Genomic DNA, 18364 nt, shown 5'->3' on the forward strand with positions numbered 1-18364 from the left:
GCCTATCGCCTGGATATCTAAACAAAGACCAACATTTCATTTATGAGGAGAATCTCTTGAGGGGTTTCGTATATGAATAATTAAAATAAAGCAAATCACATATGCTACATCCTATCTATGAAACACACTTGTGTAAGCCTTACCTTTCCTCTATAATTTCGTTCAAATGCACAATATGGATATCAGGTAGAATGCTCATCAGAGAAGATGTGTATTTTGCACGTTGAGATGGAAGGGGAGGAGCTCCGTTGTTGCAGCTTTCGGAAAAACAGGCACAGGATATTGTCGATAAAATGATGCAGGACATTCCATACAATATCAACATTATGAATGAGCACGGCATTATTATTGGAACCGGGCAGAAGGAACGTGTGGGCACGATTCATCAGGGAGCTGTCCGCGCGTTGACGAGAGGAAGCAGGATTGAAGTCTGGCAGGATGGCATACTTGAGAAAATGGGCACCAATGAGCCGATTATAATTAATCAGCAGCATGTCGGAGTCATTGGCATATCCGGTCATCCGGATGAAGTTCGGCCATTCTGCAACATCGTGCGAACCACCGTATCCCTCCTGATCGAACAGCGTAATCAATTGGAAAGTATGGCCCATGAAGCTTCACGTAAAAAAGCCTTTATCGAACGACTGTTGAAGCAGCCCGGTTCCTACTCACAAAAGGTCAAAAAAGAAGCTCTGCAATACCGTATTGATCTGCAATTGCCAACCGTTCTTCTATATATCCGTTTTCCCAGGACATCCATGGCCGCTGACACTGAGATCAACCGAATATTGCTCCAGGTTCCTTCATTCTCTGTTGAAGGTGATGGAGATACGCAGATCATCCTCATTCAGAATGAAGCAGACGTGGATCCAATGATCCAGCGTTTGAGTCAGACTACACCCGAAGCATTCATCGCGATCAGCCGAAAAGAAGCGAATATCGCCACCGGTTATGGACAGGCCCGGTCTGTGATGAACATCCTGTTAGCACTTCAGCCAGCTTCACCGATCATCCAGTATGAAGATGTGCCTTTCTTGGTGCGATTCAGCTCGGCTGATCTAACACCGTATGCCAACATCGTCAGCAAACTTGAAGATACAGCTGATCTGCTGGACACACTACGCAGCTTCATCCATCATAACGGCAGTATGAGCACGACAGCAGATCATCTCAATATTCACCGCAATACGCTTCAATATCGGCTTAAACGCATACAGACCCTTACCGGCAAAGACCCTCGCAACTGGCTGGAGCTCATCGAGCTTACCCATGGACTACTCGCGTTCTATCAGTAATGTCAGAACAGCTTCGAGAATGACAAAAGACGAGACACAGATCACCTGATTTCAGGCATATCCATATCCCGTCTTTTTCACATCCATTTTAATACGACCTCGTACGGTCTCTATTCTCACTGACTTAAGATAGCAGACCCAGCTTCAGCACCCTTGCAATATTCTCCGTTGTTCGCTCCACATTCTCCGGGCCTTCTCGCAATAGTCGCTCCAGATCTGCTGCCCCCGGCACAATACCGAATACAGCATCAATGCCTTCCGCGTACAGGGTGTCGATCCCTTCGCCCACACAGCCTGCAATGGCAATCACAGGTTTACCCGCTTCCTTGGCTGCCCGAGCAACGCCATAGGGAGTCTTGCCGAATTTCGTTTGAAAGTCGATACCGCCTTCTCCCGTAAATACCACATCCGCAGCAATCAACTTTTCACGCAACCCGGTATATTCAATGACAATTTCAATTCCTTTACGTAATACCGCCTGTGTAAAAATCAAAAGTCCCGCGCCCAAACCGCCAGCTGCACCGGCACCCGGCACATCACAGATATCCTTGTGCAACTGCTGTTTCACTATATCTGCATAATGGGAAAGGTTCGCATCCAGCTGCTCAACCATCTCTGGGGTAGCCCCTTTCTGTGGTCCAAACACCCGTGATGCACCATGCTCCCCGCAGAGTGGATTAGTCACATCACAGGCCACAATGAACTCCATTTCCTGCAAACGCTCATCCAGACCGGATACATCAATCTGAGCCAGTTGATCCAAAGCCCCGCCCCCACGGGCAAGCGGATGACCCTCTGCATCCAGAAACTTGGCGCCAAGCGCTTCAGCCATGCCAGCACCACCATCATTGGTTGCACTGCCACCAATGCCGATGATGATTTTGCGTATGCCAAGGTCCAGACATGCTCGAATTAACTCCCCTGTGCCATAGGTTGTCGTCCGTAGAGGGTCACGGGTGTCCTTGGTAACCAGATGTATGCCACTGGCCGATGCCATCTCAATGGCTGCCGTTGTTCCATCACCCAGAATGCCATACTGGGCAGTGACTGTCTGGCCCAATGGCCCGCTTACCTTTTGCTGGTGAAGGACACCACCGGAAGCATCCACAAGGGACTGCACAGTCCCTTCGCCCCCATCCGCCATAGGTACATGAATATATCCCGCCGTCGGGTATATTTTCCGCAATCCTTTTTCCATCGCGATACATACTTCCTTCGCTGTCATGCTTTCCTTGAACGAATCCGGTGCCAACAAAAAAGTCTTCTCTTTAGTCTTTCCAGCTTCTCTCATCGCTCTCACTCCATCCATTAGATTAAAGGATAAACCCGTACAGTAACGTCGCTACGATAGCCATCGTGCCACCCACAATCGCTTCATATGGAATAACGCCCATCCGCTGACGAATCGTCATCTTCATGCTATCTGCCGACACGTGGAAGTAATTGCCCTGTGGTAAAGAGTCGATAACGGTCGCTCCAGTGTGCACCATCACGGCAGCTGCCAGCGGCGCTGTGCCCATGTTCAGGATGGCATCACCGAATGAGCCTGTTGCCAGAATAACCCCCGTCGACGTCGAAGCCGTTGCTGCCGCCATCAGAATACCCGCAATTGGTGCGAGGAAGGTACCCGATATTCCGGATGCCTCAATCAGACCAACCACCTGACCTGACAGATCTGAAGCAGAGATGAGTCCTGCGATTCCTCCTGCACCCACCAGAATGAGCACGGTTGCTGTCATTTTATTTAATCCTGCGGTTGAATATTGCACGATGTTTCTGCCTTGTCCCATTGCTAGCATACCGATAACGCCTGCAATCGGCAGGATATACATCGCATCCACTTTGAACGCGGACAATGCTTCGATGCCCGCAATAGAGCCAATGGGATTGATCATTAACAGAATGATCGCAACCAATGGGGCAACAATGGCTTTGCCCAGTGGAGGATATTGAGATGTATCTACTTCCCCCTGATCTGCTTCCTGATCGGTAACCATCACACCTTTGTTTTTGAGCATTGAAGCTACGATAACGGTTACAATTAATCCGCAGATGGCAGGAATGACTCCAGCCAACATAACGTTGCTCAGATCCAGGTCGAACCCTCGCGCTGCTGCAATGGTATTTGGATTCGGGGAGATAATGTTCCCCGCCTTACCTCCACCCGATAAGGCCAGCAACAGGGCTAATTTGGAGATACCCATTTTATTACCTACAGATAATGCAATCGGTGCAACGATCAGTACGGCTACAGGGATGAACACTCCAACAGCGGTAATAATCATCGTGGCCAGTGCGAGCGCCAGAATGGCCTTGCTTCCGCCAAATTTGCGTACAATAGCCTGGGCTATCGTCTCCGCTGCTCCCGATTCCATCATCACACCTGCAAGCACCCCAGCAGCCAGCACGCGGAGTACGGTTCCCATGACACTTTGTGTGCCATCCACCAGTATATTTACGGTCTCTTCCAGGTTCGCTCCGCCAATTAAAGCGCCTACAATCGCACCCAGAAATAAAGAATAGACCGGATTCAGCTTCCTCAAAATCAAAATAATCGCAATAGCCAGTCCTGCCAGCGCGCCAATCCAGCTAATCGTTAATGCTTCCATTGTCAATTGCCCCCCATGCACTTGTTGAACACGCTTTCATTATAGATGCTGGAGGCTAGAAAAAATATTGATGAATGGACGAAATTCATTGTGCATATGCACAATGAGAAGGGCGAAAGTTGATTTCGGCCGATCATCATCATCATCCTCGTTCATATGAAGCACACAAATAGCCTGTTGCCTCGTAATCCTTAGCAGCAGGCTGTTTCATGGTTGGCATTGGGGTTGGATTCTTTCCTACCCTACTCCTTCTCTCCGTTTCCAAGCGTATACTCCTTTAACTCCCCTTCATAGACCAGCTGCAATCGTTCACTCTGACGAAAATCATCCGGTGTCACCAGGGCAGGCAGCTTGTTCCACAGCTTGATACCCGAACGCTGTAGAATCTCAGCCACGAATTGAGAGCAGAAGTAGGAGTTGCTGAACTCCACCGGCTCCTTGAGCGTAATGCCGATCACACCCAGCAGATTATACATATATTTCTGACGGCTGCGGATGAAGATATGCAGCACGCGTTTCATCTTTTCCACTTCACGATCCGTCACCTGAAGCTCATAGATCACACATGTTGTGTTGGGATACTTGCTGTATGTACCTGTCTGAATATCTTCCTTCACAAACCCGCCGTTCAGCGGATTGCTCGGATGCTTGCGACCAAAGCTGTACAGTTCGGATAATTCTTTGTCAAATGAGATCGAAGCGTGATTATATGGCGCTCTGGTGTAACTCTGAATGACCTTGGTAAACAGTGTTCCTGTGTTCGTAAGCAGGATATAGATCGAGCGTTCATCTGTCATAGCAAAATTTCCCCTTATCAAGTTGGCACTATTCCTTCATAATAACATAGGTACCCTATATTGGAGTCTTACTTTGAATAAGCAGGTGATCGGTACGTGAGCAGTTCATTATTTACATTAACACTCATCTTCATAGCTTTACTGGTGATACATATCGTGTACAAAATTATAGCAAAGCTTCAGCCAAGCAAAGACTATTCAGGCATCGGCCAAAAAATCAAAACCTGGTGGGGCATGTTCGTGATCTTCTGCCTCGCTACCCTATTCAACCCCATTGTATCGCTGATTTCCCTCATGGTGCTCGCATTCTTCTCACTCAAAGAATACTTCTCCATGATTCGCAGCACACGCAAAGCCGACCGCAGGCTGTTCCTATGGGCGTATCTGGCGATTCCGGTTCAGTTTTACTGGATCTACATTGGATGGTACGGCATGTTTATCGTGTTTATTCCACTATATGTGTTCCTTGTGCTGCCCTTGCCACGCCTGATTAACAAAGGCACGGCCGGTTTCCTGCGCAGTGTCAGCTCCACACAATGGGGACTGATGCTGATGGTGTTCGGGCTGAGTCACCTTGCCTATTTCCCATTCGCCACACCGGAGTACGGCTCCAAGCTGGTACTGTTTCTCGTCGTGTTAACACAGCTTAATGATGTGGTGCACTATCTGGTCTCTCTCTATCTGGGCAAACGAAAAGTGGTGCCTACCGCCAATCCTTTTGTCACCTGGGAAGGGTTCGCCTGTGCATTCATTGTAACGACAGCAACGTCGTATTTCATCCATCCCTACCTGACGCCATTTGATTGGAGATTCTCACTGTTCATCGGGGTGCTGATCAGTCTGGCCGGATTCTTCGGCAGTCTAACGGTATCTGTACTGAAACGTGATCTATTAATCGGGGATGACAACAAGTTCGATTCGCTCAAAAAAAGCTACCTGAGCCGGGTCGACAGCCTGACCTACACCTCTCCGGTAATGTTCCACGTGGTCCGTTATTTCTTTGACTTTATGTAGCAACTATATAAATTGAACAAAAAATAATATTTACACTTGCCACTCCGATGACAGAACAACCTTCAGATCGCTGTTATCCCCCGATTTTTTAATTACTTTTATAAAGGTGAAAATCAGGGGATAAAGGCGCAGTGTATGCTTCCGAAGCAGCTTTCCTTCAGAAAGCTTTTAGCCCCGCTTCTTCTGGTTATTTCTGTCCTCTACGTTCTCGTGTAAATCTTCAGTTCAATCTTTATAGATACAGCAACAAATGGATCGGCGACCTTGATAATATGTATGTCAAAAAAGCAGCCACATGGGCTGCTTTTCCTGTTCAACAGGCTCCTGGCTGGGCCTGAATGATAGACTGTTACTTCAACTTAATTTCTTTTTCGGACATGAGCATGTTTCCTTCATCATTGGTGAAGACAAATGTGGCTTTGCCGCGCTCGCCCTTCATCTCATCCGAATAGATAAATCCGGAGAATTGCCCGTTCCCGCTAAAATAAAAGCCTTCTTCACCAGTTTCACCATGTTCAATGGCTTCCTGTAGCGAATTCACAATCGTCACCGTGTTAGACGTCCATCGCATCTCTGTTAGGGCATAGCCTTTCGGAACCTGTTTAATTCCAAAATCAAAGCTGTTGCCCTTCATCGGTTTGTCCGACTGGTCGATGACGATATCAATCTGCTCAGACGTCTCAGTGGATTCGGATTGAGCCGTAGGCTTGCCTTCTTCACCATTCGCATCGCCTTGGTTATTGTCACTCTTCGCATCCGCATTAGGAACAGAGGTATTTCCTGCTTCCTCTACGGGCTGCTTCGATTGCGGATAGGTATGTTCCTGAACCGATTCACCACTAGTGCCACAGGCACTGACTAATAACGAAATACATAGCACAGACATGCAAAGTGCAGATTTCTTTATATTCATGTTCATTATCCCATTCTCCCTTCATCCATCTACAGCACATAGATCTATATCAGTTGAACTAATTATTTACACGATAACGGAGAGGACAGAAAAAACCTGAAAAAGCGAAGCGTTCGCCTACAAGCTTTCTGTAAGAAAGCTACATCGGAAGCATACGCTATCCCCGGATTTTCCCCTTCGGAAAAGGGAATCAAAAAATCTGGGGATAACTGCGATTGGAAGGTTATTCTGTCATCGTAGTGTCAGTGTAAATATTCTTTAGTTCAACTTATATAGCACACCACTTACTAATCACTACACCATATCGTCCCTCATGAAGCTCCATTATATGTAAATGACTAATAAATTCAGTATACTGTCGCACTTTGATGATTCTGAAAGGAACTTGTGAATGACGTATTACACAGATTATCTTATCGATCAAACCCTGGCAAAACTAACACTTGTCCAATCCGAATGGCGTTATGCTCAAGTTCGTTCACTTTCTTGATTGCTTCTACATACACACGAGTGTCCATCTGCTGAGGTTTATGCGCCAGAGAAATGCCCCACAGCGTATCTCCCTGCGATACGACCACCTGATCACCCGATAACCATTGCTCATCACCAGCAAATGCAGTGAATACAGCATTGCACCCTATGACTATAATTAGAGCTATGATGACCATCTTCATTAGCCAAGTTGGCATCTTCACACGCTGTATGATTAGCTTTTTAACATACATGGTGCGAGATTCGGACGTTTTTGCATAAACGGGTTCATAAATACTTTTGTACGTAGAATACCTCATTCCAGTCAACCTCCAAACTTTCGTTCCGATCATCTTCAATTCCATGCTTACCTATGTATTTTCCCTATAACAATGAACGTTCAACAATAATTTTATTTCGGGAAATAGGCATACTTTCCTAAGTCACTCCACTATGATAGGTCTATACTACCAGTTCACTCTATACAAATTCTGAACAAAACGAATTTCATTACTGCATCAGATTTAATCCATCTAATATTCATGCCTGATTTTCGGCGATGCTTGCTGCAATATTTTTCTATAATAAATTAATGATTAAGATTCTACTGAGGTAAGGACGTGCTTCTCCATGATTTCTGCTGATCTGAAGGAACAATATTACGAGGCGCTTGTGGCCAAGAATTCGGAATACGAGGGTTTATTCTATGTCGGAGTCCGAACTACAGGTGTATTCTGTCGCCCCACATGCCCTGCGCGAAAACCTAAATTCGAAAACTGTGAATTCTATGAGACGGCTCAGCAGGCTCTTCTGGCTTCCTACCGCCCTTGCCAGCGTTGCCGCCCGCTATCTCATCCTAACCAAGTATCAGATGTCGTTCGCATATTGGTGGAAGTTGTAGAGAAACAGCCGGAGAAGCGCTGGAAAGGACAGGATTTCAAGGCACTCTCTATTGATGAATCCACAGCTCGACGTCAGTTCAAAAAGCGATTCGGCATGACCTTTGTGGAGTATGCTCGCGCTCGCCGCATGGGACTTGCCCTGAAAAATATTCGCTCCGGCCGCACCGTTATTGATAGCCAATTATCTACCGGATATGAGTCAAGCAGCGGCTTCCGCGATGCCTTTTCACGGATCATGGGTGCCGCCCCTACCCAAGTTGATGAAGGACATGTCCTGAAAGCGTCCTGGATTGACACCCGCCTCGGCCCGATGATGGCCATTGCAGATGAGGAGGCACTATATTTACTGGAATTTGTGGACCGCAGAGGTCTGGAACGCGAAGTTGAGCGTCTGCGCAAACGAACCAAATCAGCGATTGTGCCTGGCACTACAGCTCCCATCCAGTCCATTGAGCATGAACTAAACGAGTACTTTCAAGGCATTCGGACAGCATTCGACACACCGTTGTTCTGTTTGGGAACACCATTTCAAAAACGGGTATGGGAAGAGCTCGTAGCAATTCCGGCAGGGGAAACAAGGTCATATCAGGATATCGCGAATGCACTGGGGAAACCGACTGCTTGTCGAGCCGTGGCACAGGCGAATGGGGCCAATCAGCTTGCGATTGTTATTCCCTGTCACCGTGTAATCAATGCCAGTGGTGAACTGGGCGGATACGGTGGAGGATTAACTCGCAAGAACTGGCTTTTGAATCACGAGAAACAGGAACAGGGTAGCTGAATGAATGAATGAATAAATAAATGAATGAATTACCCAACAGATGTTCAAAGGAATGCATGTATATGACAGAGGAGAGTTAAGATATATGAGTACGCTAGAAGAAAAAGCAACGATGTTTCAACAATACCATGTAAAGGGAAAACCACTTGTTCTGGTCAATGTGTGGGATGCTGGAAGCGCACAAGCCATACAATTGATTGGAGCAACAGCGATTGCAACAGGTAGCTGGTCCGTAGCCGCTGCCCACGGTGAATCCGATGGTGAAGCGATGCCGTTCCATTTGGTATTGGCTAATCTGGCACGGATCACAGCGAGTGTGGAGTTACCTGTAACGATCGATATAGAGGGAGGGTATGGGAGGTTTGCGTCAGGAGTGAAGGAAAATGTCCTGCAAGTCATCGAGCATGGTGCTGTGGGAATTAACATGGAAGATCAACTTCCAGATGACGTGGGACTGTACGCTGTAGAGGAGCAATGCCTGAGACTATCCGCCGCCCGAGAAGCTGCGGTGCAGGCAGGCATTCCACTGTTCATTAATGCTCGTACAGATATTTTCCTGCAACATGCACCAGAACACCATCACCACGCCCACCTTGAGGAAGCACTCATCCGTTCCAGATCTTATGCAGAGGCAGGAGCCAGCGGTCTGTTCGTACCAGGCTTACAGGATCAACAACTGATTCAGGAGTTATGTGAACGTTCCCCACTTCCAATCAACGTTATGGTTACATCTCCTGAGCCTTCACCCGCACAACTTGCTGCACTCGGTGTAGCTCGCGTAAGCTATGGACCTTATCCTTATCTGCAAGCCATGGAACACCTGAAAGAGCTGGGGCGAAGTATTTTATCGGGAAATTAACTGAAGGGCATGTTATAATCACCTCTACCCAACATTTACAGGAGGCACATATGCTTAACGTTGAACAAAAGCTTGAAGTGCTACAATCGTACCCCCAACTGCAACGCAAAGATGTTTCTCTCGGTCGTGTTAACTTCCACTTCGAAGAAAGTGCGTATGAGAAAAAGATTGTTGCTCTGCATATTCACCCTAACGGTAACGGTTATATCTATGCAGGTCTACTGCCTAACTATGAGACCGATGCTAAAGGATTCGTCAATATTCGCGATTACTCCGAAGCAGATCTGCGTACATTGTTAGACGAAACGCTCAAAGCGATGTCTCATAATCCCAACGCAGTTGAATTCAAAGAGCCAGAACAAGTAAAAGTTGCTCCTACATTGACTACAACCTCTGCTGGTGGCGGAATGTGGATCGATGAAGATGGACATACGCTGACTTTAAAATATGAAGATGACATGTGGTATGTATATTCCGGTGTTAATCTAGATATGGCTTTCGAAACGCGTAGCGAAGCTGGAGAGTATCTCAAAGACGAAGGGTTCAAACCACAAGCTCAGGCTTAACGCATACAGATTCATTTGGATACACAAAGATTCACCAAGATGATACCAAAAAACACGAGGCGAATTCGCACTCGTGTTTTTCTGATTCAGTGGATCATTGTCTGGCTTTCATTGTAAGCGGCGCGTTCTTCATCATGGGATAGGTGGACAAGAGTAGCGCACCACCAAACGCCCCAAGAACAGTAAACAGGCTCAGCGTGTTTACATTCATAATCCAATTCAACCACTTTCCAAGATCTGCGAAAACAAATATCAGTGTAACGATCAGACCCACTCCAAAGAACATAATGAAAAAGTTACGCATCCCCAAGCGCTTCCAGCAGACCGTTGGGAAGGCGGAGATTCCCAGTACGAGAAAGCCACACATCAGATCAATCCACAGGTAGGAGAAGAAATGATATTCGCTTGAATACAACATGCCAGGTTGATATAAGGTAACGTTAACAATTCCTTTGTCCTGAATCAGATGTATGATGAAATAGATCACATGCAAAATGGCCATGGTGCCTGCAACCATCCATATCGAGTTCATATAGAAGGATTTCATGAATTGAATTCGGGTACTGCCCATACCGATCGCAACCGGAAACTGTGTAATGATTCCCGCGATCGCAAACGCACATATGCCGCCGTACATTGGACCAAACAGTTGTGTGGAATACGTGACGTCAAACGCGAGTCCAATGGCCAAATATACGACAGTGAGCATCAGAGCAATGGATGAGAAGATAATCAAATACAAACGCATATCCTCACGGATCAATCGGTTGGTGCCTTTAATTGAATTCATGGTTTAACCCCCTCTTGATTACGGGTCCTGTTAACCAAGTAATCTTGCAATGTCGCCTTCTCAATGGAAAGTCCTTGTGTATGAGCGATGTCCTTCCACTTTTTCGAGTAGGGCTCATCAATCATCACTTTCAAAGTCGATCCCATCTGGGAAGACTCGATGACCTTAACATCTGCTGTAACACGATTAACATCTTCAATTCTCCCTGTTAGAAGAACTCCTTTTTCGCGCATCTCTTCCATCGGCTGATTCATTAACACCTCTCCGGCCTGCAAAACGATAAGGGACTCGCATAAAGGCTGAATCTCCTCAATATGATGGCTTGATACCAGGATCAGACGCGGGTTATCTTCATAACTTTCCAATAGGGCATTGTAGAAGAACTTGCGCTTCTCGGCATCAAGTCCATTGGTTGGCTCATCCAGGATCGTTACATTTGCATTACTGGCGAGACCCAATATAATCTGAGCAGCCGTTTTCATTCCTTTCGAAAATTTAACGATCTTTTTCTTCGCCGGTAATTCGAACATTTCGATTAACTGCTCCGCAAAGGTTTGATTCCACTGCGGATGGAAATATTGACCCAATTGAACCATATCATTAATCGTCCAGTTTTTCCCCAGGGGATGATTCTCCTGGATGTAGCATAGATGCTCTTGAGCTGCCAGATTATTGTAAGGGTCCTGGCCCATAATCCGAATAGTCCCACTGTCCGGGCGATTATGTCCTGCGAGTAAACTCATCAGTGTTGTTTTACCCGCTCCATTTCTTCCCCAGATCGCACTAATGATCGGCTCGCTCTCATGTAGCGTGACCTGGTTCAGAACGGGCGTCTTTTGATAACTGTAGTTGACCTGCTCCATATGAATCATAACTCACTCTCCTTATCCTTCTTGCCTCGAATCAGATCAATGATCATGTCTTCATTCATGTGAATTCGTCTGGCTTCTTCAAGTAAAGGCTTGATGTATTCTTCATAAAAATCCTGCTTCCGTTCAACGAGCAACGCTTCTCTTGCTCCCTTCGCAACAAACATTCCAACACCTCGCTGTTTGTATATAATCCCCTTGTCCACGAGCTCCTGCAGTCCTTTACGGGCTGTAGCCGGATTAATATTGTAAAAGCGTGACAGTTCATTGGTTGAGGGAACCTGTTCTTCCACCTTCAATCTGCCCTCCACAATATCATCCATAATCATCGTGGCAATCTGATGAAAAATAGGCTGAGATTCATCCAAAGTCGATTTCATGTGCTTCCAACTTTCATACGTATTCATTAGTCAGTTAGTCGGTTAGTTACTCATGTAACTAACTATAGTATACAAAAACGCAAATGTAAATAGGCGGACTTAATTTATCACCTTTCCTACCTTGGCTCTGTTGTATTGATTAATTAGTCCGTCCAGGACTACGGATTGTCGGATTACTTCCGGATGAAGCAGACTGCCGTACTCCATATGCATGCGATATAGCAACTGTCTGGCATCTTCGATCCGTGATATCAAATCCAGGCGATCCATAGTACCCCTCCTTTTTGTCATATTTTAGTGTATTATGCCAATCAAAAGAGCAGGTGAGATACGACATACTTATTTTTCCACTTGGATATAAAAAAAGAACACCTCTGAAATAAATTCAGAAGCGTTCTTTTCATTTTTATTACGTTCCAAATCCGTGATCAGCAGGTCTCATAATTTCGAGGTTAGGGACGTCATTGCCTGAGACAGGTTCCGTAGCAGGAGCTACGATTTGTACAACGATACTACAGGTAGCTATCAGCAAAGCCAACTTTCTCTTCATTGAGTTTCTGCACCTCACTAATAATCATTTTGTACTGCTGTTTCGCCGTCTCAGATGCAAATTCCCTGTATTGCTCAAACAGTCCGACACCTCTAAGCATACCTCGTCCACTGCTAATTTCAATAGCAAATCTTAAACTATCCAGGACATATTTTATTCCTAAATAATACTCATCTTTTTTTAGATAGTATGCACCCAGATCGGCTAAAAGTCGTAAATATCGATCATCCGTAACCTGTCTGCTCACTTTGCCAATTCGGTTACTCTGTTCTTGATATGTGAAGTAAGACTCATACTCACTGAGTACACTATCAATATTCTCACCATATTGATTAGCCGCCGTGACGATGTCGCAAAGTGCCGGGAAAATCTCATTTTCCTTTGACGAGATATAAGCGAGGTAATCAGGCAACACCTCAAACTGACCACCCATTAATTGATATATATATCGGTTAGCTTCAGCCCATTCCTGGAATTGATTCATGACTACCATCTCATCTTGATCCGGACTCTTCACCCAACTGTTATCTGTATACAAAGAAACATATTTCAGCGCACCGGTATAGTCCTTTAAGTGATAACATGCACTACCATAAGCGAGGTAGGAGTAAAGAATGTAGAAAACAATAGGTCTTTTAGTCTCCTCTTGTTTCCTTCGCCCATTCATCTCATAATGGATGGCTGCTTTTATTTTCAATTTCTCAGATAACTCCTGAACCTTGTTCCATCTATGCAATGCACCAAATGCATTAATCAACTCGTTAAGCGCATCCAATTGATAGCGCTCATCCAGCCGATCCACATAGTATTCGAACCGGGCCGCGATAATCAGATTCCGTTGCTGATCATTGGTCAGTCCCAACCTGAACAGTCGATACTGACAGAGTGCAAGTCGCTCGGAATGTTGCATTTTCTCGCTTTCAGCGATGTTCTCATATAGTAGAATGGCTGGTTTGAATTTACCTGCATGATAGAATTCTTCAGCCACTTCAAATAACAAAGGAATATAGGACAGATTATCCATCATCAGACGAATAACCTCTTCAATGCAGTCTAACTTGTCCAACTCGGCACAGCGATGAAGGAAAGGGCCCAGTCTTCTCCAGTCAGGGGTTGCGTGTACGAAACACTCATCTATGTATAATTCATAGAAGTAACCTTCTTCCAGCCTCATGGCGGAAGTGATGCGATCCAACTGCTGCATGGCAATAGGCCGATTTTTGTTCAAAATATTGCTCAGCGTACCCGAATTAATCCCTGACGTTTCCGAAAAATAACTAATGGACATCTGTTCACGCTTCAGATAACTCTCTAAATGATCGCGTATTGTGGTTGTCGGCTCCAAAACGAACACCACCCTCCAAAATAAAAAACAAATAAACAGGATTATCGGTATGCAAAAGTAATTATATGTAATTAGAAAGTAGCGGTCAATATAATAAATTCAACTAATTTGTAATAAAACCATTTTAATCCTTTAACTAAATCAAAGATCTCTACCTTATTTTATATCGGAAATGTGCCCGGTATCAAACCTGAAAACAGACAAAAAACACGAGCCATCGACGGGCTCGTGTTCTCAACTGACTCAGCAGTCAGTATGCTCACTATAACTTGAATTTAAGGCAGTATATTGCCTGCTGCACGGTAAATTTCATACCACTCTGGACGCGTGAGATGAACATCTCCTGCTTTTACACAATCTTGCAGACGTTCAATATTCATCGTGCCTGTCACAGGCTGCATATGCGCAGGGTGACGAAGCAACCATGCGATCGCAATTGTCGTATTGCTCACGTCATACTTCGCAGCAATCTCGTCGATCTTCGCATTCAATTCCGGGAACTTATCGCTTCCCAGGAAGACACCTTCGAAGAACCCGTACTGGAACGGAGACCAAGGCTGAATGGTGATATCATGCAAACGGCAATAATCAAGGATACTGCCGTCACGGTTAACCGCAGCGTCGTTCTCCATGTTCACGTTGATTCCACTGTCAATCATCGTAGTATTGGTAATACTCATCTGCAACTGGTTGGCTACTAGTGGCTGTTTTACGTATTTTTTCAACAATTCGATCTGGTTCGGATTCTGGTTGGATACCCCGAAGTGACGCACTTTGCCTTCGCGCTCCAGTTGATCAAAGGCTTCAGCCACTTCCTCCGGCTCAACCAGTGCATCCGGGCGGTGCAGCAGCAGAACGTCAAGATAGTCCGTTTTCAGACGCTGCAGGATACCATCCACCGAATTCAGGATGTGCTCTTTGGAGAAATCAAACATGCCTTTGCGGATACCGCATTTGGATTGAAGAATCATATTTTCACGAACTTGGGGATTCATCTGTACCGCTTCGGCGAAGATCTCCTCACATGTTCCTGTACCATAAATGTCAGCATGGTCAAAGAAATTCGCGCCAATCTCCATCGCAGAACGAACAAAATGTTCGGCTTCCTTGCCATCTAACGAATTAATCCGCATGCAGCCTACGGCGACTACGGGTACTTCAAGTGTGCTGTTGCCCAATTTCATGGTTCTCAAGATGTTTTCCCTCCATATTCGAATATTATCGTGTATCTTACTTTTGATTGTGACACAAATCTGCAATCGGTTTCAATAGATTTATCCTACATTCATATGGAGAAATGATAGATTCTGCGTCTCCGCCTGTAAATAAACAGAAGTGAGTTATACTTCTTCCGGTACAATGACCTCAATATGTCGTGGCAGGACACGGATATGAATCGGCAGGGCAGGACCTTCCTCCCCATCTACATTGGTGCGAATGGCTTCCGCTGACCGGACATGGACATCTCTGGCTGTAAAATAGTCCACATCCTTATGGTCTTTCAGACTACCAAATAACAGGGAAGTGCCCAGGGTCAGGCTGTTGAACACACTGATATTACGAACAACAAAACAATGTATCAGACCATCGTCCACCTCAGCATCGGGGGACAACTTCTCGAATCCCCCAACCGAATTGGTGAGTGCCGCCAGAAAAAGAGGCGCTTCCCCCTCCCAGATCTGGCCATCATATTCGATGGTTAATGGATTGGCTGATGTATGCACCAGGTCTTTCAAGCCTTCTTTCAGATATGCGAATGAACCCAGCTTCGACTTCTCTTCCGAGGATACGGAGAACAGGGCTTCCGCCAAAGAACCTGCAGCCACAGTGTTGGCAAACAGGCGATCATTGATTTTCCCCAGATCCACGATATGGATCTGATCCGAACGTAACTGCCTAATGGCTTCTTCCGGGTCAAGCGAGATATTCAGCGCACGTGCAAAATCATTCACCGTTCCCAGCGGTACGACGCCCAGTCGGGGACGATGATCCTGATCCATCATGCCGTTAATCGTCTCATGCAGCGTACCATCCCCACCAATAGAGATGACCAGATCACAGCCGTCTTTGCAGGCGCTCAGGCAGTAGTTGGTGGCATCACCTTCCCCGGCTGTCTCGTTCACCACCACCTCATACTGCTGTGACTCCAGAATTTCTTTGACTTGGGACACATACTGCTCGGCCTCTTCCTTACCTGACGATGGATTACTAATGATCATGGCTTGGCGCATACTCACATCTTCCCCTCCAAATTGGCATCTTTACTTCATCTATACCCGTTTCAAGGGTGGGTTGAATAGGTTCTGCGGGAGATGTTCCATTTTTTTTGATAAACATGTCTCTGAAGAGTGCAGAACTGGGTTTGTTTCATATAGAATAGAAGTATAGGAATATTCATTACGAATTCTTTTTGTTCCTTTTTCCCGTTGACGGGTTAATAACTATAGATGTGATTGTATTCCAACGTGCAAAAGTTAAACTGATCCAGTTACACATAGCACTCCGAGGGCAGAACAACCCTACGATTACTATTGTTCGGAATATTTTATAATTTTATATTTTAAGAATCGGAATCGGAGGGAATGCATGCAATGAAAAGAATGACGCTATTATTTCTAGTATTCATCCTGAGTCTCGGTGCATCGGGGCAAGCCATGGCTTACACGACTACAGACTTGGGCGAGGGAATCATTGAAGATCCCCTACTTGAGGACGGACTGAAGCTAATCCTGAACAAACCTCTGGGTGTCGCACTGACTCCATCTGATCTGGAGCAGCTTGAGGTGGTGGATCTGAGCAATGCAGGTATTCACAGCCTGTCCGGTCTGGAGTATGCTACCAACCTGACTCACCTCCGATTATACGGGAATGAGATTGAGGATCTGACACCGCTGGAGCACCTGACCAAGCTTCGGGAGATCGATGTTCGCAATAATTACATTACATCCATACACGCACTAGCCGAATTGAAAGACTTGGGACGGCTGTATATCAGCAATAACTCCATTTCTTCCATAGAGGTTGTACGCGGATTCACCCGATTACATACATTCCACGCCAGTGGGAACCAGATTGCCAGTCTTGAAGCACTTTCGGATGCGGATGAACTGAATTGGCTTGAGATCTCGAACAATACCATCACGGATCTGACGCCACTCGTCGATAAAACCCAGCTCCAACAACTCAATGTGGCGAACAACCAGATTCAGATGCTGGACGTAATAGCTGAACTGCCCAATACGCTGCGGAATCTGAATGTGGCAGGCAATCTCATAGCGGATCTAACACCATTGGAACACATGACACGGCTGCGGACACTCGATATCTCCGGTAACCAAGTACAGCACCTCAAGGGGCTTGAGGGACTGACTCGGCTGACAGAGCTGAATGCAGAATCTAACCAGATCTATGATCTGGAACCTCTACGGCGGCTTTCCAACCTGGATGTATTAAAATTGTCCAACAACCGGGTGTGGGATTTGACACCGATTGCAGGTTTTACATTTACCCGTGATCAGTCAGCGACAAATGCCATACAGGATATCTCGGCTTCCACCTCGTTATCCTCCGGTATTCAGTCGTCTACCTCAGAGGTTGAGCCTGCCGGACTCACGGTGCAGAACAACTATCTGGATGTCGTAAGTGGCAGTCATACCATGCAGCTCCTGAATCAGATGAATGTGCGAGAGCAGAAAAGGACGCCCCAGGGCAGCTTCCAGCGTCTGATTGAGGGGTCTACCACTGCCTATGTAGGTGATCGTGCTTATGCATTGGATACTGCACCTTTTATTGATGAAGGCCGGACCTATGTGCCTCTGCGTTTTGTCTCAGAGCAGTTAAATGCCAGTGTGAACTGGAATAGCGATAAGCGGGAAGCCGTGATCACACAGAATGATCAGACCATTCGCTGGACTGTGGGCAACAAGCAAGTTATCGTGAACGATACGCTTGCGATTAATGATGCTCCTCTTTTGATGAAAAATGGCAAAGCATTTGTACCGGTACGCTTCATCTCGGAGCAATTCAATACGACGGTTGCGTATATCGGAAGCAGCAAAACGATTCTGATCTTCGAAAATAAACCACTTGCTGAGCGTACAGAGCCTTGAGTCGTATCTCAAATTCATTTCCAGCCATAAGAATCACAGCGAAAGTCCCTGTCTGAACCATCGGCGGGGATTTTTTTGTGTTATCACATTGGATAATGGTATATGGACAGAGTC

The 18364-nt window shown here is 46.0% G+C and carries 18 protein-coding genes; 6 read left to right on the forward strand and 12 right to left on the reverse strand.

The genetic code is table 11. The features are described from left to right. The first annotated feature begins 248 nt into the window (after window positions 1-248). Entirely contained in the window at window positions 249-1295 is a 1047-nt protein-coding gene (locus M1D71_RS28660) for a CdaR family transcriptional regulator (RefSeq protein ID WP_458124638.1), read from the forward strand. 124 nt (window positions 1296-1419) lie between these two features. On the opposite strand, the gene M1D71_RS28665 is transcribed toward M1D71_RS28660, so the two are convergent. The 3 genes from M1D71_RS28665 to M1D71_RS28675 all read right to left on the reverse strand — a co-directional run bounded on the left by M1D71_RS28665 (window position 1420) and on the right by M1D71_RS28675 (window position 4701). Continuing rightward, window positions 1420-2586, reverse strand: a complete 1167-nt coding sequence (locus tag M1D71_RS28665; protein WP_458124639.1) for a glycerate kinase family protein — start codon at window positions 2584-2586, stop codon at window positions 1420-1422. A gap of 22 nt (window positions 2587-2608) precedes the next feature. Beyond that, complete coding sequence (locus M1D71_RS28670) at window positions 2609-3904, reverse strand: GntP family permease (protein WP_458124640.1); 1296 nt, start codon at window positions 3902-3904, stop codon at window positions 2609-2611. Between the two features lie 242 nt (window positions 3905-4146). Beyond that, the gene (locus M1D71_RS28675; RefSeq protein ID WP_458124641.1) at window positions 4147-4701 is read right to left on the reverse strand and encodes a hypothetical protein; all 555 of its coding nucleotides are present in this window, start codon (window positions 4699-4701) and stop codon (window positions 4147-4149) included. Window positions 4702-4797: 96 nt separating this feature from the next. On the opposite strand from M1D71_RS28675, the gene M1D71_RS28680 reads away from it, so the two are divergent. Continuing rightward, window positions 4798-5715: a phosphatidate cytidylyltransferase gene (locus M1D71_RS28680; protein ID WP_458124642.1), complete on the forward strand. Its 918-nt coding sequence runs from the start codon at window positions 4798-4800 to the stop codon at window positions 5713-5715. Window positions 5716-6064: 349 nt separating this feature from the next. Here the strand turns inward: M1D71_RS28680 and M1D71_RS28685 are convergent, their stop codons facing one another. Beyond that, a complete protein-coding gene (locus tag M1D71_RS28685) occupies window positions 6065-6634 on the reverse strand; it encodes a hypothetical protein (RefSeq protein WP_458124643.1) in 570 nt (189 codons plus the stop codon). A 407-nt stretch (window positions 6635-7041) separates the two neighbouring features. Continuing rightward, the gene (locus M1D71_RS28690; protein WP_458124644.1) at window positions 7042-7419 is read right to left on the reverse strand and encodes a LysM peptidoglycan-binding domain-containing protein; all 378 of its coding nucleotides are present in this window, start codon (window positions 7417-7419) and stop codon (window positions 7042-7044) included. A 310-nt stretch (window positions 7420-7729) separates the two neighbouring features. On the opposite strand from M1D71_RS28690, the gene M1D71_RS28695 reads away from it, so the two are divergent. The 3 genes from M1D71_RS28695 (at window position 7730) to M1D71_RS28705 (ending at window position 10207) form a co-directional block, all read left to right on the forward strand. Continuing rightward, window positions 7730-8782 carry a bifunctional transcriptional activator/DNA repair enzyme AdaA gene (locus M1D71_RS28695; RefSeq protein WP_458124645.1) on the forward strand — a complete coding sequence of 351 codons (1053 nt, stop codon included), beginning with the start codon at window positions 7730-7732 and terminating at the stop codon, window positions 8780-8782. A gap of 85 nt (window positions 8783-8867) precedes the next feature. Continuing rightward, the gene (locus tag M1D71_RS28700; protein WP_458124646.1) at window positions 8868-9641 is read left to right on the forward strand and encodes an isocitrate lyase/PEP mutase family protein; all 774 of its coding nucleotides are present in this window, start codon (window positions 8868-8870) and stop codon (window positions 9639-9641) included. A 50-nt stretch (window positions 9642-9691) separates the two neighbouring features. Continuing rightward, entirely contained in the window at window positions 9692-10207 is a 516-nt protein-coding gene (locus M1D71_RS28705; RefSeq protein ID WP_458124647.1) for a hypothetical protein, read from the forward strand. Between the two features lie 94 nt (window positions 10208-10301). On the opposite strand, the gene M1D71_RS28710 is transcribed toward M1D71_RS28705, so the two are convergent. The 7 genes from M1D71_RS28710 to M1D71_RS28740 all read right to left on the reverse strand — a co-directional run bounded on the left by M1D71_RS28710 (window position 10302) and on the right by M1D71_RS28740 (window position 16372). Continuing rightward, window positions 10302-10997, reverse strand: coding sequence for a hypothetical protein (locus M1D71_RS28710; protein WP_458124648.1), 696 nt, complete (start codon window positions 10995-10997; stop codon window positions 10302-10304). Beyond that, window positions 10994-11869, reverse strand: coding sequence for an ATP-binding cassette domain-containing protein (locus M1D71_RS28715; RefSeq protein ID WP_458124649.1), 876 nt, complete (start codon window positions 11867-11869; stop codon window positions 10994-10996). The genes M1D71_RS28710 and M1D71_RS28715 overlap by 4 nt, the downstream gene beginning before the upstream one ends. Next, window positions 11866-12246, reverse strand: coding sequence for a GntR family transcriptional regulator (locus M1D71_RS28720; protein WP_036611682.1), 381 nt, complete (start codon window positions 12244-12246; stop codon window positions 11866-11868). The genes M1D71_RS28715 and M1D71_RS28720 overlap by 4 nt, the downstream gene beginning before the upstream one ends. A gap of 99 nt (window positions 12247-12345) precedes the next feature. After that, window positions 12346-12516: an aspartyl-phosphate phosphatase Spo0E family protein gene (locus M1D71_RS28725; protein ID WP_336763156.1), complete on the reverse strand. Its 171-nt coding sequence runs from the start codon at window positions 12514-12516 to the stop codon at window positions 12346-12348. Window positions 12517-12758: 242 nt separating this feature from the next. Continuing rightward, window positions 12759-14141 carry a transcriptional regulator gene (locus tag M1D71_RS28730; protein WP_458124650.1) on the reverse strand — a complete coding sequence of 461 codons (1383 nt, stop codon included), beginning with the start codon at window positions 14139-14141 and terminating at the stop codon, window positions 12759-12761. A gap of 275 nt (window positions 14142-14416) precedes the next feature. After that, entirely contained in the window at window positions 14417-15334 is a 918-nt protein-coding gene (locus M1D71_RS28735) for an aldo/keto reductase (RefSeq protein ID WP_458124651.1), read from the reverse strand. Window positions 15335-15481: 147 nt separating this feature from the next. Then, on the reverse strand, window positions 15482-16372 hold the full coding sequence (locus tag M1D71_RS28740) for a diacylglycerol/lipid kinase family protein (RefSeq protein ID WP_458127380.1): 891 nt from the start codon (window positions 16370-16372) through the stop codon (window positions 15482-15484). Between the two features lie 360 nt (window positions 16373-16732). Here M1D71_RS28740 and M1D71_RS28745 point away from each other — a divergent pair, with 360 nt between their 5' ends. After that, the gene (locus tag M1D71_RS28745; RefSeq protein WP_458124652.1) at window positions 16733-18250 is read left to right on the forward strand and encodes a leucine-rich repeat domain-containing protein; all 1518 of its coding nucleotides are present in this window, start codon (window positions 16733-16735) and stop codon (window positions 18248-18250) included. Window positions 18251-18364 lie beyond the last annotated feature (114 nt).

The sequence above is a fragment of the Paenibacillus sp. Z3-2 genome, from assembly GCF_054161325.1.